The sequence below is a fragment of the Orbaceae bacterium lpD01 genome (assembly GCA_036251705.1).
GTDB lineage: Bacteria > Pseudomonadota > Gammaproteobacteria > Enterobacterales > Orbaceae > Utexia > Utexia brackfieldae.
This window is the reverse complement of sequence record CP133959.1, coordinates 721,517-747,435: the sequence shown is the minus strand read 5'-3', so window position 1 is coordinate 747,435 and position 25,919 is coordinate 721,517. Positions and strand designations below refer to the sequence as shown.

The window sequence follows — 25,919 nt, the reverse complement described above, 5'->3', positions numbered from 1 at the left end:
ATAAAGTGAACAAGTTAAATCGATAAACCACCATCAATCACCAGCGTTTGTCCGGTGATAAAACGGCCATTGTCGCTGAGCAGATAGGCCACCATACTGGCCACCTCATCCACCTGGCCAATCCGTCCTAAAGGGGTCGTTTTAATCAGCTGCCGTAAATGATTCTCCGGCATGGCGGCAGTCATTTCGGTCTCAATCAGCCCAGGTGCAACTGTGTTGACACGAATATTGAACCGGCCCGTCTCTTTCGCTAAACTTTTGGTCATACCTATTTGAGCGGCCTTAGATGCCGAATAACTCGTTTGCCCAATATTACCTCTGATGCCGGCAATCGAACTGATCGTCACAATGCAGCCATCCCCCTGAATAATCATCGGATTGAGCAAATAGTGGTTAAAATAGAAAATGGCATTTAAATTCGTCTCTATCACCTGTTGCCACTGTGTAATGGTGGTATTCATCTGTAAATGATTAATCGCCATACCGGCATTATGAATCACCCCATAGGGGACACCATGATCCTGCAGCAATGTTTCACATAACTGCTGAACATCTGCGGTATTTGTCACATCACATCGGTAGCAATAACATTCCGCCCCACTATCACAGAGTGATTGAGCTAACGCTTGCGCTTCTGTTTGATGGTTTCGATAACTAAAAACAACGCGATAATACTGAGCAAGCCTTGTCACTATCGCCGCACCAATACCCTGACTTCCCGCTGTAATGAATACTAATTTTTTATCTCTCATTGATGACCCCGCGATATCATCATTTAATCCAGCTGCGCTTTGGTAATACTGCCCATAGAGGACTGATATAGCAGCTGATCGCCTTCCATCACTTGATAATCGAGCAAGCTATACACCGAGTCATCTTGCTGAATGATATCTTTGTCTTCGAAATAAGCCGAAAGCTTTGAGACATCAATCTCTCTATCAGATAACAACCGTGCTGGAATATAGATTTTTTGGTCAGTTTGATAGGTCACCACTTTGCTTTTATCCGGTTGACTGGTGATTTTCAAGGCCTTTTGATAATAAGGTTCACCATGCTGATACTTAAAACAGACGCTAAAAAGTAACGCATCCATTAATAGCCAGTTTGATTGGATTTGCGGATAGGTTTGTCGAAAAAGTGTACTCTGCGTCTGAAAAAAATCGGCGCTAATCGCAATTTTATGCGCCGGCGTTGCAAAAATAGGCGATTGTTGATTGCTTAGTTTGGCAGTAATTGCCTCTTGGACCGATGAGGTTTTGATAATTTTATTAAAAAAATACTGATTTTTCTCACCGTACTGATACTGCACCGGCTCATCGAGATAAACCGGCTGTTTAAGGTAAAAATTAAGGCGTGAATCACCTTTAATCTGATCGGCCAGTTTAAGCTTAGCCGCCATCATCACCAACATGCCTTGTACTATAATATCCGCTAAACCATTTTTGTGTGCGATAGCCCGATCAAAATGGACTTGATTATAATCGCCAGAAAAATAAGCCCACTGCCCAATATCCTGCTGTGAATATGACTTTATCATGGTTGATACCTCTCGATGACCAAACAACTATTCGCACCACCAAAGCCGTAATTGACATTTAGGACATGGTTCAAATTTTGCTTAAACAGGTGTTCATTTGGGACATAATTTAAATCACAATCAGGATCGGGCCGGTTAAGATTAATCGTGGCAGGGATCACGCCATCAGTGAGACTTTTCAGGCAAAAAAGGGTTTCCATCGCGCCCGCCGCACCAATTAAATGTCCGGTATAGGATTTAGTACTCGAAATCGGGATTTGATAAGCACGCTGGCCAAACACCTGCTTAATCACTTGTGTTTCATTCAGATCATTCATCGGCGTTGAGGTGCCGTGAGCGTTGATATAATCGATATCCTGTACATTAAGATTTGCGTATTCAATGGCTTTTTGAGTGGTTAATGTGCGGCTATGTAAATCAGGCGCCGGGGCAGTTAAGTTGACATAAGCATCACTATAATTGGCATAGCCAATAATTTCACCAAAGATCGGTGCGCCTCTTTTTTGAGCTGTCTCAAGATCTTCCAGACAGACTACCGCGGCGCCCTCGGATAGAATAAAACCACTGCGATCCAAACTAAAAGGACAACATGCTTTGGTTAAATCGACTTTTTCTTTGGTCAAGGCACTTAATACGTCAATCGACCAAATGGCAAACGAACCCATCGTGCTTTCGCCACCACCCGCAATCATCATCTTAGCTTGGCCATTTTTTATTTTCAGATATGCATCGCCAATGGCAATATTGCTACTCGCACAGGCAGCCACCGGGGTATTCTGATAGCCTTTAAATTGCCAGTTCACCGTAATAGCTGCAGTGCCAATACTCGGCATCGAGTGGAAACAATTTTGGATCGAGGGCGCTTTCACATCCTGATAGGCATAATAATTTGCGGCTGCATCATCAAATCCTCCCCATCCGGTCCCAAAAATAACGCCACAATCATACTCATTATAATAATCGGTAAAATTTTGTGACTCGCCAAATGCCATTGTCATCGCCTCATCGGTCGCGATAAGCCCTAGTCTGGCAAATCTTGGCGTATTTTTAATGATTCGTTTAGAGAACTGTGTTACCGATAATGCATCTCTGATATGACCAAAGATCGTGGTTTTAATCTCTTTACCGGGATTTTCCCAAATTGTGTAGCCCATTTTTTTAGCTAATACCGCACGCCAAATATCATCGAAATTTGTCCCTAATGAACAAATACCACCATATCCAGTTACAACAACGCGATGAGAACGCATTAATAACCTCCGTTGTTATTCAGGATTTTTTGATTGATGGCTTGACTTAAAAATGCGATCAATTCACCAAAAGTGGTTACATTCGCCTCGGCAAGCTGGCTTAAATCAACAGTCACCCCGGATGCCCGCTTTAATGCCACCTGAATAGAAATAAAATCCAGACTGACAAATCCAAACTCACTCACGGGCGTTTCCTGCGTGATCGTTGTCACGTCAAAATCGGTGAGCTCATCCACTTGCTCTTTGATAAGAGATTCAATAACATCCGTTGTTAATGTATTCATTTCATTATCCTTTTTATGAAAAATTGATTAGTGTTATCCATCAATCACATCATAATACTGACTCTTTACTAAGTCTATTAATTTATTTAACGAAATTATATCTAAAGATAATAATATGTTAAAATTGTCTATATTTTGCAATTTATTTGTATGGACACAGAGCATGACAGCATTTCTCTTCCTGGATAACTTTAATGAAATTATCCTTCAACAGACTCAAATAAAACGTTGCCACTACTATCCGGAAAGATGGCAACCCAATGCACCTGAGATTGATCAGGTTGACATACCGGATTCATTAAAACAGGCTATCCCTAAACGATTAGTGGAATTTATTGCTGGCCGTGTATTGGCGAAACAACTATTGCTCGCGCAGGGTTGTCAGCAATCAGTCGAACGTGGGGTGAGCGATAATGCGCCCATTTGGCCAGCAGGCTTTATCGGTTCTATCAGCCATTCCAAAGGTATTGCGGCCAGTGCGCTATTACCCACAACAACAACTAAGGCTTTAGGTTTAGATGTTGAACATTGGCTATCTTCAGCATTAGCCAGACAAATCCAAGATCATATTTGCACTGCACAAGAATTAGCGCATTTTGATCCTCGCATGCGCCTGAATCAAAAAGTCACCCTGATTTTTTCCGCCAAAGAAGCGCTATATAAGATGCTTTATCCGCAAGTCAGACAATTTTTTGGTTTTAGTGAGGCAAGATTAATCCACCAGCAAGGCGATGAGCAAGCCGGCAGCTTAACCATCGAATTATTAAAAGATTTAAGCAGTGAGTACCTCGCGCAAGATAGCTTTGTTATTCATTATAAAAATGATCAGAATACTTGCTTAACGCTGGCTATGATTGATCAAACAGAGAATTTAGGATGAGCATGTGCCAACGTCTGCATATCCGTTTGTGCCTGACGATAATGATAATCTTGCACCAATAGCGACACCACAACAGTCTGGCTATGCATTTTCAGTGTCACGCACTATCTACCTGACCATCTATCGTACCGCTAGGCACTGCCCTGTTCATAGTCACTTATTACTAGCACATCACAAGCATGTTCACCATGATTTTCAAAAAGAAACCAAATACCGACATCAAATAAAATACGTTGGATAAAGGCCAGATCACTCGCCTGCCACTGGGCAATCAATTCGCGTGGGATAGGTGTCTTTCAGTAGCAGACGATAATCAACACCAGTCAATCGGTGGCCGTACAGTACTGCTTCAGCAACACTCTCGACACGCTGGTTTTGGTCGATAGCGCTGGCTTTATGATGACGAGTAAGATGAGCCGTGGCTCAATAATAATGTAGTAATACGCCTGTTCATGGTTAACCATTAATTGACTAAGTTCAGCCACCACGCCATATAATGTTCGTGGCAAGGCGGATTAAGCCGCATCACAGGAAATAATTATATACATACGTTATTAGACTATATTGACCGTAGTCAAAAACAGGGCAGTTAAGTCGTCTCTGTCAATCATCACTATCAAGATAAAGCCGTGATCATCAGGTCACTGTTTTATCTGCTTGATCAGTACCATTTGCCAAAAAGGGCTATGTAAAGTCACTAGGCTCAATAAAACGCATTTCATACGATTGATACCTCTCTGTATCATGTCAATACTGTTTTGGACTGATGCTATCATTAATTTACAGTACCAAACAGCGCCTGTTGTCCCTCTGCTGAGGTAAATACACAAGTCACATCATGGGCACAATTTGGTACGACAGAGAACGCGGATGGCATCTTGAGCATGGCACGTGCGTAAGCCATATAGACGATGCCCCGCTGCAGCCTTGAATCGCCCTGCGCATTGGCGGCGCAGGATTTATCCAAAATAGCCTGATGTGCCCTCGGCCAATCCCCTTGATCGCGTGCTCCTTCTAAATAGTGGATATCCGCTTGACGGTACTGGGCTTTAGCGCGTGAAACCTGAGCGGCTAAATGCGTAGGCATCTTGTTCAGACCATATTTCCAATCGTTCACCGTTGGACAAGTCGCTAAAGCTGTGATACCCATCTTACCAAGCTTGGACTGGATAAAAGGTAATCGGCTATGACTATCATCAAAATAGAGCCACGAACCGGGATCGGCAATCACATAACGCAGGTGCAGTGATAAATTGGCGGGTAAAGCCGAGAAACCAATATAGTGCTGAATCATTTGCGCGCTAGCAGAAAAACCTGCTACCGTGACAGAGTTTACGGTTGGATAGGCTATTTTTAGCGACATAATTAAAGCATCTAGCGCTTGATAGGTACTGACTGCAGCATTCACCGCCAGACCGCCTTGCGTCCAGCTGCCACAGGTCCACTGTAACTCGTCTGCTGAGGGAGGCCTGCCGTGACGATGGCACTTTTTGGCGGCTTGCGCATCAGCTTGAAATAACGGCGCGACGATAACGAGATGAGTTTGCTGAGCTTTTTCTGCCGCTAATACTGCCGCAGCTAAGGTTTTATTCACGTCATGGGGATAACCGTGAATCACGATTAAAGCTGTTTCTGGCGGCGCTTGCGGTGAAAGCAAAGCAACACTATAGTGCATCACTTTACCGGATGCATCAACTGCCAGGGTTTTCATCATCGGATTAAGCTGTTGATCGGTCAGCATATCCGCCGCTGCACGGCAGGCGAAACTCAATACCGCCGATAAACAGAGGAACAGACCCAGACTCAATCCCATTACAGCGCGCATTTGTCCCGCCTTATAGATAAAAAGTTGCATTAAGCTAATAACCGCTAACTCAACGTCAAGCCATCACGTAGCGATCGAGCCCTCCTGAGCAAGCACCAATAAACTAGCCATTACGGCTTTTTATCCGTTTTATCGATGGCTGACAGACTCTCATCAAAACGCAGTAATCGACCCGCATTGCCCAGCACAAGTAGCGTACTCAGATTATGTAAAATCGCGGCTATCATGGCACCTGCCATCCCAAGCAGCCCAAAAGCGGCGGCAATCACAATCGCACAAGTCCAACCCAGACCAATAATCACATTGGTTTGCAGTGTATGGCGACAACGCCGACTTAAACGGATACTGGTGCCAAGGCGGCGTAAATCACTGCCAATTAAAACCACATCAGCCGACGACATAGCAATATCCGCGCTCCCGGCGCCCATCGCTACCCCGACTACGCCGGCTTTAAGGGCGAGAGAATCATTAATCCCGTCACCGACCACCATCGGCCGAAAGCCTTTATCAATCTCACGATTCACACAGAGCAGCTTATCTTCAGGCAAGGCTTGGGCGATAATCTCGGTGATACCCACCTCATCGGCAATCCTCTCCGCTACACTCTGGCGGTCACCGGTCAGTAATAACTGCCGGCCTAAACCGAGCTCACGTAAATTAGCTAATGCCTCGGCCGCTTCTGGCCGTAAATTATCCGCCAGTAATAACCAGCCCCCAAAGAGGCCCGCCACCGCGATGCCCGCTATCGGTCCATCATGATCTGGAATAGTCGGCACAACAATACCTAACTCAGTAAACAGTTCAGGCCTACCCAGCACAATGTCACCCAATGGTGTTTGCGCGATCATGCCGAAACCCTGTTTTTCAGTGACGCTGGTTAGCGGGTAATAATCGGCTACAGGCACCAATAACGATAATGCCCGACTCACCGGATGATTACTGGCTGCGCCTAAACTGGCCGCTGAACGAAACAGCATGCGTTTATCTTGCCCAGCAGTAAGCTCAGCCCGTTGTAAATGCAGAGCACCACGCGTTAAGGTACCGGTTTTATCAATCACGAGTGAGGTTAAATCAGCCATCTCCTCTAAAAAGGCTGAGCTACGAATCAGGATGCCGTGACGTGCCGCCACCGCAATACCGGCAATCGCCGTGGCTGGCGCCGCCAGGACCAAGGCACAAGGACAAGCTGCCACCAGCACGGCCAGCATCGCCTGCGCATCCTGGGTGATAAACCAGGTAATAGCAGCAATCAGCAAGACTAAAATCATATAGCTACCGGCATAACGTTCTAATAAACGGGTAATGGGGGGTTTCGATCGCTCGGCCTGCTGCATTAGTGTGATAATTTTCCCTAAGGTAGACTCCTCACTGGGATGAGTTATTTCGATATGTAACAGACCATTGAGATTGATCGCGCCGCCAAAGACATCCATCCCGGTAACGACCTCTAAAGGGACGGACTCGCCGGTAATCGAGGCAGTATCCAGACTGGCCTGACCAGTCAGTACTTTACCATCGGCAGGGATTTTATCGCCGGCCCTCACTTCCACCCGATCACCGACAACCAGATGCTGGTTATCTACCAGTACCACACTACCGTCTGAGTCGATTTTCCTGGCCTGACTGTGGGTTAACTTACTGAGCGCTTCAATAGCTTGCTGTGAACCGACTACGCTGCGCTCTTCTAAAATATGACCAAAGATCATAATAATCGGCAACAGCGCCGCGGTGAGTAAATCACCGACCGCCCACGAGCCGATCATGGCTAAGGCGATCAGTTGATCGGTGATGCCATGTAAACTGCGCTGGCGTAAACTTTGCCACGCCGATCGCAGTACCGGAAAGGCAACCAGTATGGAAGAGAAACCAAATAGCAGTTGGGCAATGCCGTCACCTTGTGGCATAAACCAGCGCCAGTATAGCCCTAGCACTAAAATACCAATGGCCAGCATTGCCAGCACTAATTGCCGGGATGCTTTGCGCTGCTCAGCCTGGGTTAACAGCGAACGGGTAAAGGCGATATGCTGATGTCCGCAATGGCAGTCATGTTCGTCGGTGTGGGTTTGATGCTGTAGGGTCATTATTTCACTCCATCGATCATTAAATGACTAGCCTCATCTTGCGAAGTGGTATTGACTGATTTTGCCTTGGCCAGTATGGCCGACACTTTATCTCGATACAAGCGTAATAACAGACCGATCTCTTCATGCTGCTGTTTGGCCTTGGTGAGATTATTCACAATCACCGTATCGGCATGGGCTTTAGCTAAACGCTCACTGGCCTGTGCCCGCGCGACCTGTAAAATATGGTCAGCGGTTTGGGTGGCCTCTTGTGATTGTTGTGCCGCCTCATTTTGCGCCGTGGCGATTGTCTGCGCGGCCAGTTGGCTAGCAGTTAATACCGCATTGAACGCACTGACCGCATTTTGTGGTAACGCTGATTGCACATCAACTCTCTCAATATGGATACCTAATCCAGCATGTTGCTGCTTAAGTGCCGCTAAACGTTGGTTGATTTGTGTTTGTAAATCCAGACGTAATTTTTCCCGACTTTCGGCAACCTGACTGTTATTATCGATCAGTTCAGGTCTGGCCACTAAAATGGTATCCAGATCTCGTGAGGCGCAGACTAAAACCGCACTTTGCTCAATTAAGCGGTCTAAAGCGGGGATGACGTGTTCGCCCTGTAAGACAAAATCATCGGCATCAGTGACTTGATAAAACACCCGCATATCTAGCTGCACCACGCCCGCATCACCAGTTAATAAATAGCCGGAGCCCGCCATGGCATCGTCTTGCGCGGTAAAGTTGTTATCGGCCCTTTTCGCTTGGTCTGTGCGAACCAATAATACCCCTTTACGCTCGATCATTTGACCGGCTGACGGTAACATTATCACCTGTTCAAAAGGCTGCGGCCAGGCGAGTAACAGACCCGACTCTTGGATCCGAACCATTTTGCCCATTCGAAACACTACCGCCTGACTTTCCGGACCTATCTGTCTGACATTACTCACTAACCAACCCGCTGCAGTCAGTATCACTACCGCATACAGAACCCAAAAAGCGATGCGACTCGCTTGCTGCCAAGGGCTGATGATGATGTGTGCCAAGGCCGGTTGCTGATTATTCATGTCTGCTGTCCAGTGTTTTCTGTGGCATAGTTAAAACCGGCAATGGCCCGTCAACCAGCACCTTAAACGGTGCCGCATCAGTACGTAATATAATTCGGGTATTGGGATTGACCACGGCATTTAAGGTATCTAACGATCTTAAGAAAGTATAAAGCTGTGGCGACTGCGCATAGGCTTGACCATAAAGTTTAGCTGCCTCGGTCAGAGATTGTGCATTGATATCCGCGGCTTTCACATTGGCATCAGCAACTAAAATACGCGCATCGCGTTCTGCTGCTGAACGAATTTCTGCCGCCTGCCGTTTCCCCTCAGCAGTACGCTCAGTGGCAATCGTCTCACGCTCAGCCCGCATTCTGTCGACAGTGGCGGTCAGCGTAATGGACGGTAAGGTTAATCGCTCGATACCGACCTGCACGATATTAATACCGTAGGTATTTAATAAAGATTGTGCCAGCTGGTCACGTAAACGCTGCTCAAAATCAACTAACTGTACCTGACTGGCATCGGTATTGACTAAACTGGCTAAATCATAACGGCTGGCCGTGGTCTCTAATGCCGATCCGGCAAAGGTTCGAATCTGTTTGGCTGCTTCAATATCTAAATTGGTTGGCATGGCCCGGATAAAGCGCAAAATACTGTCGGAATCGGCTTTAACCTGCCAAATAATATACGCCTGCACCAGAATACGCAGCCCATCTTTGGTGCCCACATCCTGCAATCCACTGGACGTGGTTCTGAGTCTGAGATCAACTGGCAGGGTCGATTCAAAAGGGGTTGGCCAGCGAGTATTTAAGCCAGGCTCAAGCAGTACCCGCGTCGGATGACCAAAACGGGTAATCACCACCGCCTCACCGGAGTGAACCTGTACTAAACAGGCGGTGGCAATGGCAATCAGGATAATGATACCGGCACAAACCATCCGTTTCCAGACGACATTTTTCGGTTTTTTGGCTGGATGGTAATGCCCATCATCATGTTGACACGCATCATGTTGCTGTGTTTGCTTAATATCAGAAGAAGATGACACGTTTAATCCCCTATCACTGGTGTATTTGATTTCATTTTACTATCGAGTGGCGCCGTAAACTGACGCAGGTCTATGGTGGGTAAATCGCTGGCTTTGAGCCGGTGATCGATGATAAGTAACGGCGCCTTGGTCAACGACTGATTCAACTGTTCAAAGTACTGCTCTAACAAGAAAGCCTGCTTCGCATCAGCAAAGGCAGTTTTTTCAGCCTGAAAACGTACGCTATCTGACTGCGCAGCTGCGATAGTTTCATGCGCAGTAGCTTTCGCCGTATCCACAACACCAGCTACATTAATATAGGCCTCACTGATTTTATCCGCGGCATTAGCTCGCTCTTTGGCAATCAGTACTTGTGAGGTAATTTGCGCCGCTTGCACACCATGATAAGCATTGGCGGCGCCGGCTGGTGGATGGATCGCCTCGACCACCACGGCCAACAGCTCAATACCACTCGCCATTTGATCTAAATTTTGTTGCAGTGCCTGTAAAATATCGTCGGTCAGATGCTGAGTTTGGCCAGATAACACCTCATCTAAGGTCCGCGAAGAAAAATCATGGACTAATACCCGATTGGCCACACTTTGAATCAGCGTCGGCATATCAATATTATGATAGGTGGCGTCTAAAGCGGCCTGATCGGTTAATCCGATACGGTAAATAAACCGGACATCCATATTTAAAATTTGGAAACTTTGCTTATCGTTTGTCGCACTGGCAATGACTTGTGATTTCTCGCTCAAATGAGCAGCATCCCATAAGCGATTAGCACTAGCCGGCGCCGGCCCTTCAACCGTGTCGATCTCAATAGTCTGCTTTGGTATTGCTATGCCGGTGGCATCATCTGGCAGATTCAGCTCACTGGCGGTGGCAATTTCATGTATCACACCATTTTCGACGGCAATCATTTTGCCAAAAGGCCAAGGTAAACCGAGATGTAAACCGGGTTGTAACACCGCAACTGGGCGACCAAAACGTTCATAAATAGCACGTTGGTTAAGTGGTATTTCACTGACACTGGTGAGTAACCAACCGAGTATCACCATCAACATCAATATCGGCCCAAATGCCCGCCGCATAAAACCAAATGCCCAGACCTGCCGCAGATCGATATTAAAGTGAGATTGCAGTTCATCTTGTAATAACTGCAGCGGTTTCGGTGGCCAGCAAAACATCGCAGCAATAAAACTCTCACCGATTAACGGCGGTTCAATCGTTACGCGTTGTGGGCTAAACATCGCCAGCAAGGCACGCAGAATAAACTCAATCGCCAGCAGTGCCGGCAATAAACCGACTAAAACCAGCCAGCGTAATGGCCAGACTCGGCCAATATCAACCCATAATAACGCCAGCAGTGATAACACCTGTACCGCTATCACCACCCGAATAACCAGTGCGATACTCAGCGCCTCCGGCCACTCACTGTTGGCCGTGTTAGCTAAATGCCGCTCAACCACCAGCAGACCAAAAGCCACCAGAATGAGTAAACCTGCCGCCGCATAGTGTGTTTGACGACTCTCAATCGCAGACAAGTCTAGATTCCAGCCAAAATGAACGATAACCAAGGCCAATGCTGACAGCCCGATCATCCATAAAGCGTTGAGGCCGATTTGATTGAGTAACGACACTATTTTGGTACTAAAAAAGGTCGGTTTATCCGCCGCGGTTTTATCTGTTGGTAAGGGACTGTTTTCATCTGCAGCGCGAGCAGTGGTTAAAGAAGTGGCCTCATCATCGGCCAGTGTCGGTGCACTGTCGGCCAATGCTGTTGCTCGCCAGATATCGATACGCAATGCCGACTGCAACAGGGCAGCCAGTAGTAGCAATACAGCGGCGTTATTACACAGCAAAGCCGGCCATAATGAATTTTTATCGAACAGATGAACCAGTATCACCAATATAAATAAAGCACAAGCGACCTGCTTACTGGCTGACGTCGCCAAGGATAATTTAGGCCGGCGCGTTTTGGCGCGTTGAAAACGGGGTAAGGCGTCCAGTGGCTCTGTATTATTGTTTAAATCAAACCTCATAACCATCCCAAATAGCTGAATTGTCTGTTTTACTCGATTTTTTTATTATGCCACTTCGTTTATCGCTTTGGAAACATAATCATACCAATAGCTTGCCAAACAATCAGTGATAATGGCTAAAATCACAACAAATCAAAAAGTTAACTGCCAGCTCACTGATTTAAGCAATGATTGATGGCTTCATGATATTAATATGACGTGCAACGAGCGTGCCAATAATCTGCCGTCACAGTGTCAAATTAGACGAATCGTAACTCCGATCAGCAATATGTTGGCTATCACTAATTCAGTGCGACTAAAATAGCCCCAGCTGCGATCAAGGCCACACCGACTCCCCCCCAAAGTGACACCTTTTCACCAAACAAGATGGCCGCCAGCACGACCGTAAAAACTACACTCAATTTATCAATTGGTGCAACTTGCGAGACTTTGCCCACTTTAATCGCCATAAAATAAAATAGCCAGGATAGCGCCCCGGCGATACCACTCAGCGCAATCATCAAAATGGCTTTTTTATCTTGAATAATCGCTTGCACTAATTGTAATTTACCCTGAACCACCACGACAGCCACTAAAAATAGCGCCATAATCACCGCACGAATAGCGGTGGCGGTATTGGCATCTAACTGCTGTAAGCCTATTTTGCCGAAAATCGCCACTGCCGCAGCGGCAATCGCTGATAATAACGCATAAATTAACCAAGGGCTCATCTGTTCCTCGCTCATTGTAGACATCATCCTGTTAGCCGATTTTTTCAGCATAACATAAAACTGACCAGACTGGCTTAAGTACTCAGCTTATTTATTTGATAAACCGATGCCGATGACTTTGTTCAAGCCGTCCCAGTGCTCGCGATGTAATCATTACTAAAAAGCTAACGATTAAACAATTCAGTTAATTGATAACCAGGCCGCTAAAGGCATATGATTTCCTCACCCATTCATAGAGTGACTTAATCACACATTAACGAGCGCTTAGAGGTTTATCCATGTTGCATAATCACACATCGAATCGTCAATGGAATACCCGTCTCGATGAGAAAAAAAGACGCATTGATGCCGTAAAACCCTTCACCCAAGGTAAAGTACTGCCGACCCAAGATTTTCCGAAAATTCTGGAACAGTTACTGGTCTCAGGGGATCGGGTGGCGTTAGAGGGAAACAATCAAAAGCAAGCCGATTTTTTAGCGCGGATGTTAACCCAAATCGATCCTACCAAAGTCAATAATTTACATATGCTGATGCCAAGTATTGGTCTACCTGAGCATCTGGATGTGTTTGAGAAAGGGATTGCCAAAAAACTCGACTTCTCCTTTTCTGGCACACAGAGTTTACGTATCTCACAACTACTAGAAGATGGTTTACTCGAAATCGGTGCAATTCACACCTATATTGAGCTTTATGCCCGCCTGTTTGTCGATCTTATTCCCAATGTCGCCTTAGTTGCCGCTTATAAAGCCGACCGTAAGGGTAATCTCTATACCGGTCCAAGTACCGAAGATACGCCCTCGATTGTTGAAGCGGCGGCGTTTAAAAATGGGATTGTCATTGCGCAGGTCAATGAGCTGGTCGATGATGAAACCGATCTACCGCGCGTGGATATCCCCGGTTCATGGGTTGATTTTGTGGTAGTGGCCGATAAGCCATTCTTTATTGAACCGCTGTTTACCCGTGATCCCCGTTTAATTAAACCGATTCATATCTTAATGGGCATGATGGCCATTAAAGGCATTTACGCTAAACACCAGGTGCAATCACTCAATCATGGTATCGGTTTTAATACCGCGGCGATTGAGCTGCTGTTACCGACTTATGGTGAGCAGCTAGGTCTGAAAGGTAAAATTTGTAAACACTGGACCTTAAATCCACATCCAACCTTAATTCCAGCGATTGAAAGTGGCTGGGTCGACACCGTGCACTGTTTCGGTGGTGAGCTGGGAATGGAGAAATATGTCGCCGCCCGTCCGGATGTCTTCTTTACCGGTCATGATGGCAGTATGCGATCTAACCGCACTCTTTGCCAGTTAGCCGGACAGTATGGTGTGGATATGTTTGTTGGCTCAACCTTACAAGTTGATGGCTTAGGTAACTCATCAACGGTCACCCGAGGTCGCCTGTCAGGTTTTGGTGGTGCACCAAATATGGGTCATGACCCACATGGTCGTCGTCATGCTTCAAAAGCCTGGCTCGATATGATGCAAACCGCTGATCCGGTCGATCGTGGGCATAAATTAGTTGTGCAAATGGTGGAAACTTATCAGGCGGGTGCCAAACCGACCTTCGTTGAGAAGTTAGATGCGGTTGATGTGGCGAAAGAGTCTGGTATGCCAATCGCACCAGTCATGATCTATGGTGATGATATTACTCATGTGCTCACCGAAGAGGGCATTGCTTATCTGCACAGAGCGGGCTCATTAGAGGAGCGTCGCGCCATGGTGGCCGCAGTGGCTGGCGTCACTGATATTGGTTTAGGGGTGGACAGTAAACGAGTGGCTGAGTTCCGCCGTGACGGCAAAGTTGCCTTCCCGGAAGATTTGGGTATTCGTCCAACTGAAGCGAAACGTTCGCTGCTGGCCGCTAATAGCGTTGCCGATCTGGTTGAGTGGTCAGGCGGTTTATATAATCCACCGGCAAAATTTAGGAGCTGGTAATGACTGCCTTAGCCACTCTCTCAATGGACGTTTGCTATACGCGTGCCCGACAGCTCGCGCATCAAGCAACCCAAGCGTTGATTGATGAGGTCAGACTCAGCCCTAAACCGGGCTTGGTTGATAGCCGCAGCGCCGGCGCCCATACCGATTTAACCTTAGCGTTAATGGAAAAATCGGCCCACAGTTTAACCGACGCGTTCTATGCCATGGCCTTACAAGGCGGGCAACAACCGATCGGGATGGCGTTAAGAAGAGAGATTGGCAAGATAGGTCGTGAAGGTGAAGCGCAGATGATGGCGGTAACCGGCGGCGTCAATACCCACCGTGGGGCAATTTGGTCACTGGGTTTATTAGTGACCGCCTTGGCCTCCGTTGCGGGGATGGCAACCGCCGAGCAGATCGCCCAATTAGCGGGTCGTTTAGCCAGCTTACCGGATATTGCGATAAGCGCTGAAAACACGCTAAGTAAAGGACTTTGTGCCAGTAGACAATACCGGGTTCCCGGCGCCAGAGAAGAAGCAAAACACGGTTTTCCCCATGTTATCAATCTGGCCTTACCGACATTAAGAACCAGCCGCCAAGCTGGCACCCCGGTGTCTCTGGCACAAATTAATGCGCTACTGGCCATCATGAGTTCATTAACCGATACCTGTATTCTGTCGAGAGCCGGCATGCCCGCATTAATCCAGGTGCAGCAAACGGCCCAAGCGATATTAGCCGCAGGGGGAATGGCTAGTCAACAAGGGCAACCCTTATTTGCCGAACTGGAAGCTTATATGTTAGCCAACCATATTTCACCCGGTGGCGCCGCTGACCTGTTAGCCGCAACCTTATTGTTAGATAGAGCCACCGTCATTTAATCACTATTTTAGTTTTTACAGAGGATGTTATGGAACGAATTGAATTACATTATCCGGCAACGGAGCAGCGAGCTCAAAAGGCCTTAGCTGGCGTGGTGGGTTCAGGTGATCTTGAGGCGATGTTTATTCCACATCAGGAAAAAACCTTAACCGTTATCATTAAGACCTCAGTGGATGGCAGTAAAATCCGTTGGGAAAATATTTTCAAACGTTTTGCGTTACTGCACGCCCTACCGATGGGTCAATTAGAAATCAATGACTTTGCCGCAACACCGGGTGTGGCAAAACTCCGCATCGAACAAGTTTTTGAGGAGGCTAATCATGCAAAATAGTGATACGAGCTTTATTGAGTTAAGTGCCCGTGAACGTGCTCGTCGTTTATTAGATGAAGGCAGCTTTCGCGAACTATTAGATCCTTTTGAGCAGATCACCTCACCCTGGCTCGAGCGACAAGGTATTGTGCCGGCTTTTGATGATGGCATGGTCGTCGCCAAAGGCACGATCAGTGGCAAACCCGCCGTCGTGATGGCGATTGAGGGCGTTTTCCAAGGCGGTAGTATGGGGGAAGTCTCGGGTGCGAAAATGGCAGCCGCCTTAGAGCTTGCCGCAGAAGATAATCGTAATGGCATCCCGACTCAAGCGGTATTACTCTTTGAAACCGGGGGGGTTCGTTTACAAGAAGCCAATTTAGGCTTAGCCGCGATTGCCGATATTCACGCTGCAATTGCTGACTTACGCCGTTATGTACCGGTGGTTGGCATTAGTACCGGTACAGTCGGTTGCTTTGGCGGGATGTCGATTGCCGCTGGACTGTGCAGCTACCTGATTGTGACGCGCGAAGCTCGTTTAGGCTTAAATGGCCCACAAGTAATTGAACAAGAAGCCGGGATTGAAGAGTATAACTCACGCAATCGTCCTTTTATCTGGAGCATGACCGGCGGTGAAGTGCGTTATAATAATGGTTTTGCCGATGCCTATGTTGAAGATTCAGTCAATCAAGTGAAACAAGCCATGAACGACTGCTTAAAACAAGGTGTCCCTAATCAGTTCCGTTCTGATCAGTATGACTACTACCTCACTAAATTAAATACCGTAGACACCCGCAAACAGGTGGAAGCTGCCGATGTAACGGCGCTATTGGGACGAGGAGATCGCAAATGAGTAAAACAATATTAAGCCGGGGTGATTTCTGGTTCTCTTTATTAACTACTGATGCTAAATTACGTCATGGCCAGTGCGCCTCAGTGAAAGTGGCTGACGGCAAAATCAGTCACAAACCAGCGCGCTTTATCGCTGTAGTGCCGGATGCCGATAATCAATTTCCACGCGCCAGTCAGGGTGAGGTTGGCTTATTAGAGGGCTGGACATTAGCCAAAATGGTCGATGAGGTCGTCGAAGCGGATAAAAATAAAACCGAAAAAACTGCTATTATTGCGATTATCGATGTCCCGAGCCAGGCTTATGGCCGACGTGAAGAGGCCTTTGGTATCCATCAGGCGCTCGCTGGTGCGGCAGGTGCTTATGCTAAGGCCCGTCTGGCAGGCCATCCGGTCATTGGACTGATTGTTGGTAAAGCCATGTCAGGCGCCTTTTTGGCCCATGGTTACCAAGCTAATCGTCTAATTGCCTTTAATGATGATGGTGTGCTGATTCATGCAATGGGTAAAGCCTCTGCAGCCAGAATCACGCTCCGCTCTGTTGAATCATTAGAGCGTTTAGCCGCCAGTATTCCACCGATGGCATATGATATTAGCAGTTACAGTAAATTAGGGTTACTCTATCAATTACTCAATATTACCAACGTGCAGCAGCCCTCACCGCTAGAGGTAGATTTGGTGAAACAAACCCTTATCGATGCAATTAATGATACCCTAAAACAGGGCGTTGACTTAAGCAATCGATTACAAGCAAAAGATCGCCAGGCGTCCGCCTTAGTGCGCGCGAAAATGCGAGAACAGTGGTAACCGATAACCTCATTGAGCATAAAAGCCGGTGAGTAAGACAGTGACTCATCAAGCAAAGATTAAGACTGATTAAACACCGGCTTTTAGCTTTATTATTAACTTTTTAAATAGGGATTTTTATGGCGTACATCATTATTAAGGCATTAGCACCCATTTTTGTCATCATGTTATTGGGTTTTTATGCCGGTAAAGCAAAAATGGTCGATAACAAAAATGTGGCATTATTAAATATTTTTGTGATGGACTTTGCCCTACCAGCGGCGTTATTTAGTGCAACTGTGCAAACGCCTTGGGCCGGTATCGTACAAGAGTGGCATCTGGTTGTAGTACTGGTGCTATCCATGTGGGTCACTTTTGCAGCCATCTATTTTATTTGTACTAAAGTCTTTAAGAAATCCGCGCAAGATTCTGCGGTATTAACCTTAACCGTGGCTTTACCTAACTATGCGGCATTAGGCTTACCGATTCTCGGTAGCGTGGTGGGTGAAGGTTCAACTACTTCATTATCCGTTGCGGTGTCGATTGCTTGTGGTTCAGTGTTATTAACCCCATTCTGCTTACTCATTTTAGAACGTGAAAAAGCCCGTGCGGCAGGGACAGTTCAAGGCTCATCATTAGCCATGTTACCGGTACTTATCTGGCGCTCAGTCACTAAACCGATCGTGTGGGGACCGTTATTAGGCGTGGTATTATCTGCTATCGGCATTAAAATGCCCGATATCGTCCTGCTAGCCATTAAACCATTAGGGTTAGCGGCGACTGCAGCGGCACTATTCTTAACCGGTTTAATTCTGTCTGCACGTAAACTACAACTTAATGCCGTGGTCACACTGTCCACAATAACCAAACTAATTATCCAACCCTTTATCGCCTGGGGCATCGTGACTATTTTTGGTGTGCAGGGTAATTTAGCCATCACCTCGATTTTAATGATTGCGCTTTCTGCCGGTTTCTTTGGTGTGGTATTTGGTAACCGATTTGGCGTGCAATCTCCGGATGCTGAGGCAACGTTACTGATTACCTCTATTCTCTGTATCATTACCCTACCGTTATTTATCACCTTAACAGCGGGTCTATAGCCGGGGTTTATGATGATTGTCCATCCTCATGATCTCATTTGGATTGATAACCAGACCGCTTTACAGGTCGATGCGGTGTTACCCGATTGGGTGGCGCCGCATTGGCATGTTGGCCTACCACTGGTGGTAAGACGTGACCATTTAGCCGTCGGACTGATTCCCGTTGGATTACGCGGTATCAACCGTTCGCAAAGATTAGCGGGTTATATTTCAGCCGATCGCATTGTGAAAGTTGCCACGCCCGAGTCACTGATAGCACAGCCGCGACCAGACACCACAACCTCGCCCGTATTACAAGCACTCAGCCGTTTACAGCACTACCCTTTTGGTTGGTCATGGGGCGTCACCGGCAGCTGCGGATACCAGCTTGCTACCGGCATTGACGTACTCACCCAGCAAAGTGATCTGGATCTGTTAATTCGTTGTCCAGCACCAGTAAGCCGCACGCAATTCCAGCCGTTGGCCGAGTTGGTCAAAACCTTACCCTGCCGCGTGGATATCCAAATCGAGACAAAGCAGGGTGGTTTTGCCTTAAATGAGTGGTTACGAGAGGATAACGTTCTGTTGAAAACCGCCACCGGCCCGCGCCTCACCGCCACGCCCTGGCAAGCATAGGTTGATGACCATGAAAATTATTTTTACTTTCCCAGGACAAGGTTCACAGCAACCCAATATGCTGCATCAGTTACCGGATTATCCGGTCACACAACAATTTATACAGCGCGCCAGTGACGCACTCAGTGAAGACGTCTTAACCCTCGATAGTCAACAAGCGCTGCAAAATACCCGTGCCGTTCAGCTCTGTATCCTCATTTCAGGTATTGTGCATGCTCATTTACTCAAGCAAGCTGGCATTCAGGCAGATTTTACCAGCGGTTTGTCGATTGGCGCTTTTCCAGCAGCTGTCTTTGCCGGGGCACTGAACTTTGAGGATGCCGTCAGATTGGTCTCACTACGCGGAGAATTAATGCAACATGCCTATCCGCACGGCTATGGGCTCACCTCGATTCAGGGCCTTTATCAAAGGCAGATAGAGGCTTTAGTCGCGCAGGTGCATCGTGATAACAACCCGGCCTATATTGCCAACTTTAATGATGAAGATCAGTTTGTGATTGCCGGTAGTGAAGCCGCGATGCAGCAGATTGCGCAGCTTGCCGGCCAACTCGGCGCCCGTAAAAGTACTCGGCTGGCAGTGAGTGTGCCCTCACACTGCGCGCTATTACAGGTTGCGTCTGAGCAGTTAGCGCAAGCGATGAGACAGGTGACATTTCAGCGACCAACGCTCGGTTATTTAAGTGGTAACAGCGCACGCATGGTTAACGATCCGGCTAAAATTGCCACCGATTTAGCCAATAATATGTCACATGCGGTACATTGGCATGATGCGATGATCTCGGCTTATGAGCGTGGTGTTCGTCTGGCGATTGAAATACCGCCTGGCGCTGTGTTAACCGGCCTGACCAAAAAAATGATGCCGCAAGGCGAAGCGGTTTCGGTCTGTCAAACCGGGCTTGCGGCCACGGTCGCATTAAGCCGAACCCTCACTCAGCTGCCGTAACCGTATTATGGGTTAAGGCATACATACGGCTACTGGCCACTAACGCGCGTAAGTAAGGTTCATGTTCGCGCGTTTTAAGAAAGGTCAAACCGATCGTTTGATTAATCGGATTGGCCTGGCTTAACGGCAGCATTTTAATGGTATTGGTATAAGCGGGCATTATGCGCCCCGGTAACAAACTAAAACCCACCCCAGCCTGCACCAGATTGATCAGCGAAAAGATATCTTTCACATACAGACTAATGTAGGGATCAAAATCCGTATCAGCAAAGGCTTGGTGGAAACTGTGATAAGTGGCAAAACCTTCACTCAGCGCAATAAAGTGCTGATGTTTAAAGTCTTGTAAACAGACCGACTCACCAGCTAACAAGGGTGAGTCAATCGGGCCGGCAATATAGAGTGCATCTTGGAACAGCGGCAGCACTTCAAAGGTATTTTTGTCGATACTACTTTCTGAGATGGCAATTAAGATAGCATCTAACTGACCACTCTCCAGACGTTCAAGCAGATCTTGATTAGATCCCATCATCAAATCGACCGCCACATTCGGCTGGCGACGTTTGAAATCCATCATCAGTTTCGGCACCGTCTCCAGCGTCAAAGAGTACATACAGCCGATTCTTAAACGCGCTTTATTCATGCCAGCAGCCTGACAAGTATTTTCGATCGCGCGCTCGGTCAGCTCAATAATCTCTTTGGCATATTCGACTAAGGTATGTGCGGCAGGGAGCGGCTGCAGTATGCGGCCTTTATGAATAAACAGCGGACACGCAATATCCTCTTCTAAGGTGTGCAAAGCCCGATGTACACTCACCGTGCTCAGACCAATCGATTCGGCGACTAAGGCAATATTACCTTTGGACATAAAAGAGAGGAATATCTGTAACTTTTTTAGCGTAATATTGCCATTTATCATCAACAGCTCGTAACGTTATCTTATTGTAATAGGGATTAGATTGGCTATTTTTGGCGATATTGTCAAGTGAATCCCTTACCCCTCATTTGAATAACATCGCCTTTTACGCTTTGTCAGCCACCTTTTGGCTTTCACCTAAACAGCATTGAGAGGGGGTTGATTGATAATGAAGAGATCAAGGGCTCAATTATTCTGCCCGGTTTTGCGTTCTCGGTTGTCGGTTGTCGGTTGTCGGTTGTCGGTTGTTTACTGCATGATGATTCTCACTGACTGGCAATATCAACATTACAGAACTAAGAACTAAGAACTAAGAACTAAGAATTAAAAATCGAAATAAAAAAAATTCTTTGATACTATGACGTGGCAATATTATAAAACTCACCATAACCGAACATAAAAACTATCACTTTAGCGCTATTTTATACTGATAACTTAGTGCTAGGTATTGATTGGGGAATTCTATGCAGAAACCGTTTTTTATCAAACACCTGATCATTCCAGTGATCTTATTTTTAGTCTATAAAATTATCATAATGGGTCTATCGATCTATCAATCTTATGGAACGAATATCAATCTCACTGCACTGGATATCATCGATGACATGCTCATCTACGCGCCAGGTCAAATACTATTTATCATTATTCCGTCGCTGATTTTTTGTATCACTTATCAACTCACCCGATTAACCTTGAAAAATATCGTTTATATTGTTTGTACGGCACTCGCGTTAGTCCTAATTGATCAGTTAACGCCTTTATTCATGCGTTTTATTGCCATGTCCGATTTAAGTTTAGCCGTTAAAATCTATCTGATTCCACCGCTTTACTATCTGATCAATATCATCAATATCTTCATCGTGGGTCTGATCAGTTATATCTTCGTACGCATGAATCATCTGACTTGTTCTATGATGAGCCATAAACTGCTGTGTGCACTCTACTCATGCCTGTTTATCAGTATGATAATGACATACCAATATCCGATCATCATCTCTTTTTTGAGAAATTTCACCTTAGATATGACTATGGTGACGTCATTTATGTTGGTTATGCTAATAAGCATCTATCTACTGTATGTTTACTGCTATAGCTGGTCAATCAACTTCGCACAAACCAAAACGCTAGCCGCCCACTATCCATTAAAAACGATCGTTGCCTTTACACTCCCCCTCCTTATTACCATGATTATCTCTTGCGTATTGACTGTCATCGTACTCGCGCTACTTTCGTCAATCCAATCCTGGCAGCAAGCACAATTTATTATCATTCCGGTAATCATCGTCAGTTATCTTCTGGCTATCTTTCTGTTTATTCAGTTACTGCGAGCATCACGCCTTAAGGTCTATAAAATAACCCATTGTGTACTCTATATTATCAGCACCTTAGTCTTTATCTTTTATTTCGCCAACTTACCTAGCTATTTCAGTGGTGCTCAATTTATCACCTTTATTTGCTATGCTTATGGCCTCATCATGTTTGCGCTATCGCTGTCACTCTATATATTCTATGTGGCAAATAAACTTTCACTCAAGATTGTTTTTAAACCGAGTCAGTCAATATAGTCAATATTGACGGTTCTGATTAATCGTTATGGATATTCAAAGGGATAATCATCTGATTATCCCTGTTTATCAATATGCTCAGTGAGTCGTTTAGTGAGCTATTTTGATGATTAAGCCTGTTGCGATGCTGAGCAAGCATATTGGTGCTGAATGTTGAGCCAGACAAATGACGACAAGATAAGTCGTACAGAGATTTGTTTTAGCGCATCTGTGTAAAAAGAACGATCAATGGCTAAAAATAAAACAGCTATTGGCCGGGCTGTATCGACAAACCCGGCGGACGATTAATCTGAAGAGGATGGGATATTTTGGCGTTGGCCTGGCTGTGAACGACCGTGATCGTCTATCAGCATAAAGGTTAAATCAATATTTTTCCCCTGACTGATACTGCCAAGCTGCTTAAAGACAAACTGCTCAGAAGATTGTGGGCTAACCATCACATCGAGTTTTTGCTCAGGCTTATAGTCCTGCCCATTTACTAATAATTTAATACTGGAAAATGAAGCATAATATCCGGTTGGGTTAGTGACATTGAGAATAATATCTGGCTTATCTTGCGTGATTGAAAACTGCAGACGACTGAGCAGATCCACTTTTTGATTAGCCAGCGCTTTGGGGCGATAAAATATCTTCATTTGGGTATTCATCGCCACAACCAGCTCTGGCACACTGTCTGATGTCGATTTATGTTTAGGCGGAATCTCATAAATATTGAGCCAATAAAGCGACTCGCGATCATCCGGTAATGGCTGATGTTTAAACATAATCCGCAGCCCCTTGGTATCATTCGGATTCATTTTAAATACGGCCGGTAATACAATAAAAGGGGCATCGGTTTTTTCTGGCGTATTGTTGACATCGCCATTATCAATCCAGGTTTGCACAATAATCGGATATTTATTGGTATTGGCTATCATCAAACTTTGCTGATTCATCCCTTCATCGAAGATAATACGGCTATTCTCCGCAATGATACCGGCGAAAACACCGTGACTGAGTCCGAAACTGAATAAAAAGAGACAAACATTAATATAATTTCTCATTGATTTTCATCTTCCTTTTATTGAACACGGGCTAATACATAGGCGGTCGCTTTCACTTTACCTGGCACGATAGTCATCCCCGGTATCTTGATCAGGGTTGCGGTAAGTTGAGTAGTCCACATTGAGTAACCGGCCACTTTATTCGGAGCAGCAGAGGCACCATATAAAGCCGGATACCAACCCGACTCAGTACTGGTTGGACAACCTGCTGTGGTACAGTTAGCCCAGCCGACAAAATTCATCGACATGCCCGATGCGGTATGGGTTAAAGTAATCCCCACTCCTTTGGCCACGGTTGAATCGGTATCATAATCATCAGAGATCAAGTATTTTAGTCCGCCATTGGCATTCACTAAACCTAAATTTTGCGAGGTCAGATACGCTGGATAGGAAGTCTGTAAACCTAATACCACGGAACCTAAATCACTCGGCGATAATTTATCATCACACTCCATGGTGATGGTAAGTTGTCCCTGTACGATATTACCTTCGTTTAAACTCACATCAGAAATGGTTGGGAACATTACGACTGGCGTGACATTACGGATTGCACAACTGACATTGTAAGAGATGGACGGCCGCGGCGCAGTGCCCATACCTATCGCATTCCAGCGACCAGTACCCCAGGTGCCGAAATTATAAGCACTATCGGTACCATCAACTTCACCACCAATCCCCGGCCCAACAAACAGTACATAGCCATTAGGCTGGATACAGGTATAACTGCCTGGCGCCGTCGTCGATGCCATACCGAGACAATAGTTTGAGGCAGCGCCGGTTGCTGGCGGTAAAGTGCTCAGTTTAATTAACTCCGCTTTGATGGGACTTAAATCCCGCACCCGAATATTAATTTTATTGCCAACAGTCTGATAACTGGTAAGCGGAACCGATTGCCAAGTACGGGTAAAAACCGTCCCTGAACGCATATGAGTTAATTTGATGCCAACATAAGGAAAATAGGTCGCAAAATAATTGGGATTACCATCAAGAGTACCTAAGTCAAAAAAGCCGCCAACCCGATCATCACCATTCGTGGCGATCTGTTCATAAATCTGACCGACATCACTTAAATCACATTGATACAGCACTTTATCGGGATTAGGATAGCGTACACCGGTAGTAAAATCGAAAATAGCCGTTGCCAGCATTGTGCCAACCGGTTGTAAATAGCTATTTGTCAGATTGATATTGGCAAAACCAGGGCTTACACCACAGGCATCGCAACCAGCATCAATGGCAGGCGCAACACGCACACAGGTTGCATTGGCAACCGTATGATAACCAGTGAATAATATCAACAGAAGGATAGACCAGATATATTTGTAAATTTTCATACTCTTTCTCCTTTACGCTATCGCTATATGATTAATGTTGACTGACAAGATGCTTTACATAAAATTGATGGCTGTAGTGGATTTTATCAATCCAACTCAACAATCATTTGGCAATTCATTGCCGCATTTTGTCACTAAATGGTTAAGCTATCGAAAATAGCTTGCCAAAACATAAAGTTGACCATTCTGCCACATTAGCGCAATGATGACAAAGCTTTCAATCAAGAGAGTAGAATTTTACAGATTTTTCCGATGCCCTTGGTGAGAATGGCCTAAATCATCAATTAACATAAACGATAAATTAATCGCTTGTCCCTGACTAACTGCGCTCAGTTTTTTAAATACAAACTGCTCAGTCGATTTAGGTGCAACCATCATATCGAGCTTTTGCTCTGACTTATACTCGTGCCCATTAATCAATAATTTTAGGCTGGAAAATGAGGCATAATAACCAGTTGGATTGGTGGCGTTGAGCATAATATCTTGTTTATCTTTCACAATTGAGAACTGTAAGCTACTGAGCAGATCCACTTTTTGATTGATGAGTGCGGTAGGTCGATAGAGGATCTTCATTTGTGTATTCATCGCCACAACTAGTTCAGCGGTATTATTTGACGTTGATTTATGCTGAGGCGGAATTTCATAAATATTGAGCCAATAAAGCGATTCGCGATCATCGGGCAATGGCTGATGTTTAAAAATTATACGCAGACCTTTCGCATCGTTCGAATTCATCTTAAATACCGCCGGTAAGACGACAAAAGGGGCTTCGGTTTTTTCCGGTGTATTATTGACATCACCATCATCAATCCAGGTCTGCACAATAATCGGATATTTATTGGTGTTGGCAATCATTAAATCTTGCTCATCCACACCTTCCGGAAAGATAATCCGATTTCTTTCGGCAATAATCCCTGCCCAAACTGACTGACTCAATACCAGACTGAGTGCCAGACTGAATAAGACCGAACCAACACTAAAATAATTTCTCAT

General features: G+C 45.8%; 26 protein-coding genes. 11 read left to right on the top strand and 15 right to left on the bottom strand.

Going from position 1 to position 25,919, the window contains the following annotated elements:
- Positions 1-14: 14 nt before the first annotated feature.
- The 4 genes from RHO15_03355 to RHO15_03340 are packed head-to-tail and all read right to left on the bottom strand — an operon-like array spanning position 15 to position 3,071.
- Positions 15-752, bottom strand: coding sequence for an SDR family NAD(P)-dependent oxidoreductase (locus tag RHO15_03355; GenBank protein WVD64562.1), 738 nt, complete (start codon positions 750-752; stop codon positions 15-17).
- Between the two features lie 23 nt (positions 753-775).
- Entirely contained in the window at positions 776-1,537 is a 762-nt protein-coding gene (locus RHO15_03350) for a MaoC/PaaZ C-terminal domain-containing protein (GenBank protein WVD64561.1), read from the bottom strand.
- Positions 1,534-2,787: a beta-ketoacyl-[acyl-carrier-protein] synthase family protein gene (locus RHO15_03345; protein WVD64560.1), complete on the bottom strand. Its 1,254-nt coding sequence runs from the start codon at positions 2,785-2,787 to the stop codon at positions 1,534-1,536. Before RHO15_03345 ends, RHO15_03350 begins: the two co-directional genes overlap by 4 nt.
- Positions 2,787-3,071: an acyl carrier protein gene (locus RHO15_03340; GenBank protein ID WVD64559.1), complete on the bottom strand. Its 285-nt coding sequence runs from the start codon at positions 3,069-3,071 to the stop codon at positions 2,787-2,789. The genes RHO15_03345 and RHO15_03340 overlap by 1 nt, the downstream gene beginning before the upstream one ends.
- Positions 3,072-3,234: 163 nt before the next feature.
- On the opposite strand from RHO15_03340, the gene RHO15_03335 reads away from it, so the two are divergent.
- Both RHO15_03335 and RHO15_03330 read left to right on the top strand, forming a co-directional pair.
- Positions 3,235-3,951: a 4'-phosphopantetheinyl transferase superfamily protein gene (locus tag RHO15_03335; protein ID WVD64558.1), complete on the top strand. Its 717-nt coding sequence runs from the start codon at positions 3,235-3,237 to the stop codon at positions 3,949-3,951.
- A 4-nt stretch (positions 3,952-3,955) separates the two neighbouring features.
- Entirely contained in the window at positions 3,956-4,192 is a 237-nt protein-coding gene (locus RHO15_03330; protein ID WVD64557.1) for a hypothetical protein, read from the top strand.
- A gap of 82 nt (positions 4,193-4,274) precedes the next feature.
- Here the strand turns inward: RHO15_03330 and RHO15_03325 are convergent, their stop codons facing one another.
- The 7 genes from RHO15_03325 to RHO15_03295 form a co-directional block, all read right to left on the bottom strand.
- A complete protein-coding gene (locus RHO15_03325; protein WVD64556.1) occupies positions 4,275-4,460 on the bottom strand; it encodes a hypothetical protein in 186 nt (61 codons plus the stop codon).
- 266 nt (positions 4,461-4,726) lie between these two features.
- Complete coding sequence (locus RHO15_03320) at positions 4,727-5,776, bottom strand: hypothetical protein (GenBank protein WVD64555.1); 1,050 nt, start codon at positions 5,774-5,776, stop codon at positions 4,727-4,729.
- Positions 5,777-5,886: 110 nt separating this feature from the next.
- Positions 5,887-7,857, bottom strand: a complete 1,971-nt coding sequence (locus RHO15_03315; GenBank protein ID WVD64554.1) for a cation-translocating P-type ATPase — start codon at positions 7,855-7,857, stop codon at positions 5,887-5,889.
- Positions 7,857-8,906, bottom strand: a complete 1,050-nt coding sequence (locus RHO15_03310; GenBank protein WVD64553.1) for a protease modulator HflK — start codon at positions 8,904-8,906, stop codon at positions 7,857-7,859. The genes RHO15_03315 and RHO15_03310 overlap by 1 nt, the downstream gene beginning before the upstream one ends.
- Positions 8,899-9,933 (bottom strand): protease modulator HflC, encoded by a 1,035-nt coding sequence (locus RHO15_03305; protein ID WVD64552.1) that lies wholly within the window; start codon positions 9,931-9,933, stop codon positions 8,899-8,901. The genes RHO15_03310 and RHO15_03305 overlap by 8 nt, the downstream gene beginning before the upstream one ends.
- A 2-nt stretch (positions 9,934-9,935) precedes the next feature.
- Positions 9,936-11,960, bottom strand: coding sequence for a protease modulator HflK (locus tag RHO15_03300; GenBank protein WVD64551.1), 2,025 nt, complete (start codon positions 11,958-11,960; stop codon positions 9,936-9,938).
- A gap of 281 nt (positions 11,961-12,241) precedes the next feature.
- Positions 12,242-12,670 carry an EamA family transporter gene (locus RHO15_03295; protein WVD64550.1) on the bottom strand — a complete coding sequence of 143 codons (429 nt, stop codon included), beginning with the start codon at positions 12,668-12,670 and terminating at the stop codon, positions 12,242-12,244.
- A 278-nt stretch (positions 12,671-12,948) separates the two neighbouring features.
- On the opposite strand from RHO15_03295, the gene mdcA reads away from it, so the two are divergent.
- From mdcA to mdcH, 8 genes are all read left to right on the top strand, one after another.
- Positions 12,949-14,610 carry a malonate decarboxylase subunit alpha gene (gene mdcA / locus RHO15_03290; protein ID WVD64549.1) on the top strand — a complete coding sequence of 554 codons (1,662 nt, stop codon included), beginning with the start codon at positions 12,949-12,951 and terminating at the stop codon, positions 14,608-14,610.
- Positions 14,610-15,470 carry a triphosphoribosyl-dephospho-CoA synthase gene (locus RHO15_03285; GenBank protein WVD64548.1) on the top strand — a complete coding sequence of 287 codons (861 nt, stop codon included), beginning with the start codon at positions 14,610-14,612 and terminating at the stop codon, positions 15,468-15,470. The genes mdcA and RHO15_03285 overlap by 1 nt, the downstream gene beginning before the upstream one ends.
- Positions 15,471-15,499: 29 nt before the next feature.
- Complete coding sequence (gene mdcC / locus RHO15_03280) at positions 15,500-15,802, top strand: malonate decarboxylase acyl carrier protein (GenBank protein ID WVD64547.1); 303 nt, start codon at positions 15,500-15,502, stop codon at positions 15,800-15,802.
- The gene (locus RHO15_03275; protein WVD64546.1) at positions 15,792-16,631 is read left to right on the top strand and encodes a biotin-independent malonate decarboxylase subunit beta; all 840 of its coding nucleotides are present in this window, start codon (positions 15,792-15,794) and stop codon (positions 16,629-16,631) included. Before mdcC ends, RHO15_03275 begins: the two co-directional genes overlap by 11 nt.
- Positions 16,628-17,434, top strand: a complete 807-nt coding sequence (gene mdcE, locus RHO15_03270; GenBank protein ID WVD64545.1) for a biotin-independent malonate decarboxylase subunit gamma — start codon at positions 16,628-16,630, stop codon at positions 17,432-17,434. Before RHO15_03275 ends, mdcE begins: the two co-directional genes overlap by 4 nt.
- Before the next feature lie 119 nt (positions 17,435-17,553).
- Positions 17,554-18,513 carry an AEC family transporter gene (locus tag RHO15_03265; protein WVD64544.1) on the top strand — a complete coding sequence of 320 codons (960 nt, stop codon included), beginning with the start codon at positions 17,554-17,556 and terminating at the stop codon, positions 18,511-18,513.
- A 9-nt stretch (positions 18,514-18,522) separates the two neighbouring features.
- Complete coding sequence (locus tag RHO15_03260) at positions 18,523-19,128, top strand: malonate decarboxylase holo-ACP synthase (protein WVD64543.1); 606 nt, start codon at positions 18,523-18,525, stop codon at positions 19,126-19,128.
- A gap of 10 nt (positions 19,129-19,138) precedes the next feature.
- Entirely contained in the window at positions 19,139-20,071 is a 933-nt protein-coding gene (mdcH, locus tag RHO15_03255; GenBank protein ID WVD64542.1) for a malonate decarboxylase subunit epsilon, read from the top strand.
- Here mdcH and RHO15_03250 read toward each other — a convergent pair.
- Positions 20,055-20,987 carry a LysR family transcriptional regulator gene (locus tag RHO15_03250; protein WVD64541.1) on the bottom strand — a complete coding sequence of 311 codons (933 nt, stop codon included), beginning with the start codon at positions 20,985-20,987 and terminating at the stop codon, positions 20,055-20,057. The two genes, mdcH and RHO15_03250, sit on opposite strands and share 17 nt — an antisense overlap.
- A gap of 461 nt (positions 20,988-21,448) precedes the next feature.
- Here RHO15_03250 and RHO15_03245 point away from each other — a divergent pair, with 461 nt between their 5' ends.
- Complete coding sequence (locus RHO15_03245) at positions 21,449-22,549, top strand: hypothetical protein (protein ID WVD64540.1); 1,101 nt, start codon at positions 21,449-21,451, stop codon at positions 22,547-22,549.
- Positions 22,550-22,833: 284 nt separating this feature from the next.
- On the opposite strand, the gene RHO15_03240 is transcribed toward RHO15_03245, so the two are convergent.
- From RHO15_03240 to RHO15_03230, 3 genes are all read right to left on the bottom strand, one after another.
- Positions 22,834-23,592 carry a molecular chaperone gene (locus tag RHO15_03240; GenBank protein WVD64539.1) on the bottom strand — a complete coding sequence of 253 codons (759 nt, stop codon included), beginning with the start codon at positions 23,590-23,592 and terminating at the stop codon, positions 22,834-22,836.
- Positions 23,593-23,609: 17 nt separating this feature from the next.
- Positions 23,610-24,926, bottom strand: a complete 1,317-nt coding sequence (locus RHO15_03235; GenBank protein ID WVD64538.1) for a fimbrial protein — start codon at positions 24,924-24,926, stop codon at positions 23,610-23,612.
- Between the two features lie 237 nt (positions 24,927-25,163).
- Complete coding sequence (locus tag RHO15_03230; GenBank protein WVD64537.1) at positions 25,164-25,919, bottom strand: molecular chaperone; 756 nt, start codon at positions 25,917-25,919, stop codon at positions 25,164-25,166.

Excerpts from the sequence above, each read along its gene's own strand:
- RHO15_03315 (WVD64554.1), bottom strand. The coding sequence starts at position 7,857 with ATGACCCTACAGCATCAAACCCACACCGACGAACATGACTGCCATTGC.
- RHO15_03260 (WVD64543.1), top strand. The coding sequence starts at position 18,523 with ATGATGATTGTCCATCCTCATGATCTCATTTGGATTGATAACCAGACC.
- mdcA (WVD64549.1), top strand. The coding sequence starts at position 12,949 with ATGTTGCATAATCACACATCGAATCGTCAATGGAATACCCGTCTCGAT.
- RHO15_03275 (WVD64546.1), top strand. The coding sequence starts at position 15,792 with ATGCAAAATAGTGATACGAGCTTTATTGAGTTAAGTGCCCGTGAACGT.
- RHO15_03240 (WVD64539.1), bottom strand. The coding sequence starts at position 23,592 with ATGAGAAATTATATTAATGTTTGTCTCTTTTTATTCAGTTTCGGACTC.
- RHO15_03235 (WVD64538.1), bottom strand. The coding sequence starts at position 24,926 with ATGAAAATTTACAAATATATCTGGTCTATCCTTCTGTTGATATTATTC.
- RHO15_03310 (WVD64553.1), bottom strand. The coding sequence starts at position 8,906 with ATGAATAATCAGCAACCGGCCTTGGCACACATCATCATCAGCCCTTGG.
- RHO15_03295 (WVD64550.1), bottom strand. The coding sequence starts at position 12,670 with ATGAGCCCTTGGTTAATTTATGCGTTATTATCAGCGATTGCCGCTGCG.
- RHO15_03340 (WVD64559.1), bottom strand. The coding sequence starts at position 3,071 with ATGAATACATTAACAACGGATGTTATTGAATCTCTTATCAAAGAGCAA.
- RHO15_03320 (WVD64555.1), bottom strand. The coding sequence starts at position 5,776 with ATGCGCGCTGTAATGGGATTGAGTCTGGGTCTGTTCCTCTGTTTATCG.
- RHO15_03355 (WVD64562.1), bottom strand. The coding sequence starts at position 752 with ATGAGAGATAAAAAATTAGTATTCATTACAGCGGGAAGTCAGGGTATT.
- RHO15_03285 (WVD64548.1), top strand. The coding sequence starts at position 14,610 with ATGACTGCCTTAGCCACTCTCTCAATGGACGTTTGCTATACGCGTGCC.
- RHO15_03245 (WVD64540.1), top strand. The coding sequence starts at position 21,449 with ATGCAGAAACCGTTTTTTATCAAACACCTGATCATTCCAGTGATCTTA.
- RHO15_03345 (WVD64560.1), bottom strand. The coding sequence starts at position 2,787 with ATGCGTTCTCATCGCGTTGTTGTAACTGGATATGGTGGTATTTGTTCA.
- RHO15_03265 (WVD64544.1), top strand. The coding sequence starts at position 17,554 with ATGGCGTACATCATTATTAAGGCATTAGCACCCATTTTTGTCATCATG.
- RHO15_03335 (WVD64558.1), top strand. The coding sequence starts at position 3,235 with ATGACAGCATTTCTCTTCCTGGATAACTTTAATGAAATTATCCTTCAA.
- RHO15_03350 (WVD64561.1), bottom strand. The coding sequence starts at position 1,537 with ATGATAAAGTCATATTCACAGCAGGATATTGGGCAGTGGGCTTATTTT.
- RHO15_03300 (WVD64551.1), bottom strand. The coding sequence starts at position 11,960 with ATGAGGTTTGATTTAAACAATAATACAGAGCCACTGGACGCCTTACCC.
- mdcH (WVD64542.1), top strand. The coding sequence starts at position 19,139 with ATGAAAATTATTTTTACTTTCCCAGGACAAGGTTCACAGCAACCCAAT.
- RHO15_03250 (WVD64541.1), bottom strand. The coding sequence starts at position 20,987 with ATGATAAATGGCAATATTACGCTAAAAAAGTTACAGATATTCCTCTCT.
- mdcC (WVD64547.1), top strand. The coding sequence starts at position 15,500 with ATGGAACGAATTGAATTACATTATCCGGCAACGGAGCAGCGAGCTCAA.
- RHO15_03230 (WVD64537.1), bottom strand. The coding sequence starts at position 25,919 with ATGAGAAATTATTTTAGTGTTGGTTCGGTCTTATTCAGTCTGGCACTC.
- mdcE (WVD64545.1), top strand. The coding sequence starts at position 16,628 with ATGAGTAAAACAATATTAAGCCGGGGTGATTTCTGGTTCTCTTTATTA.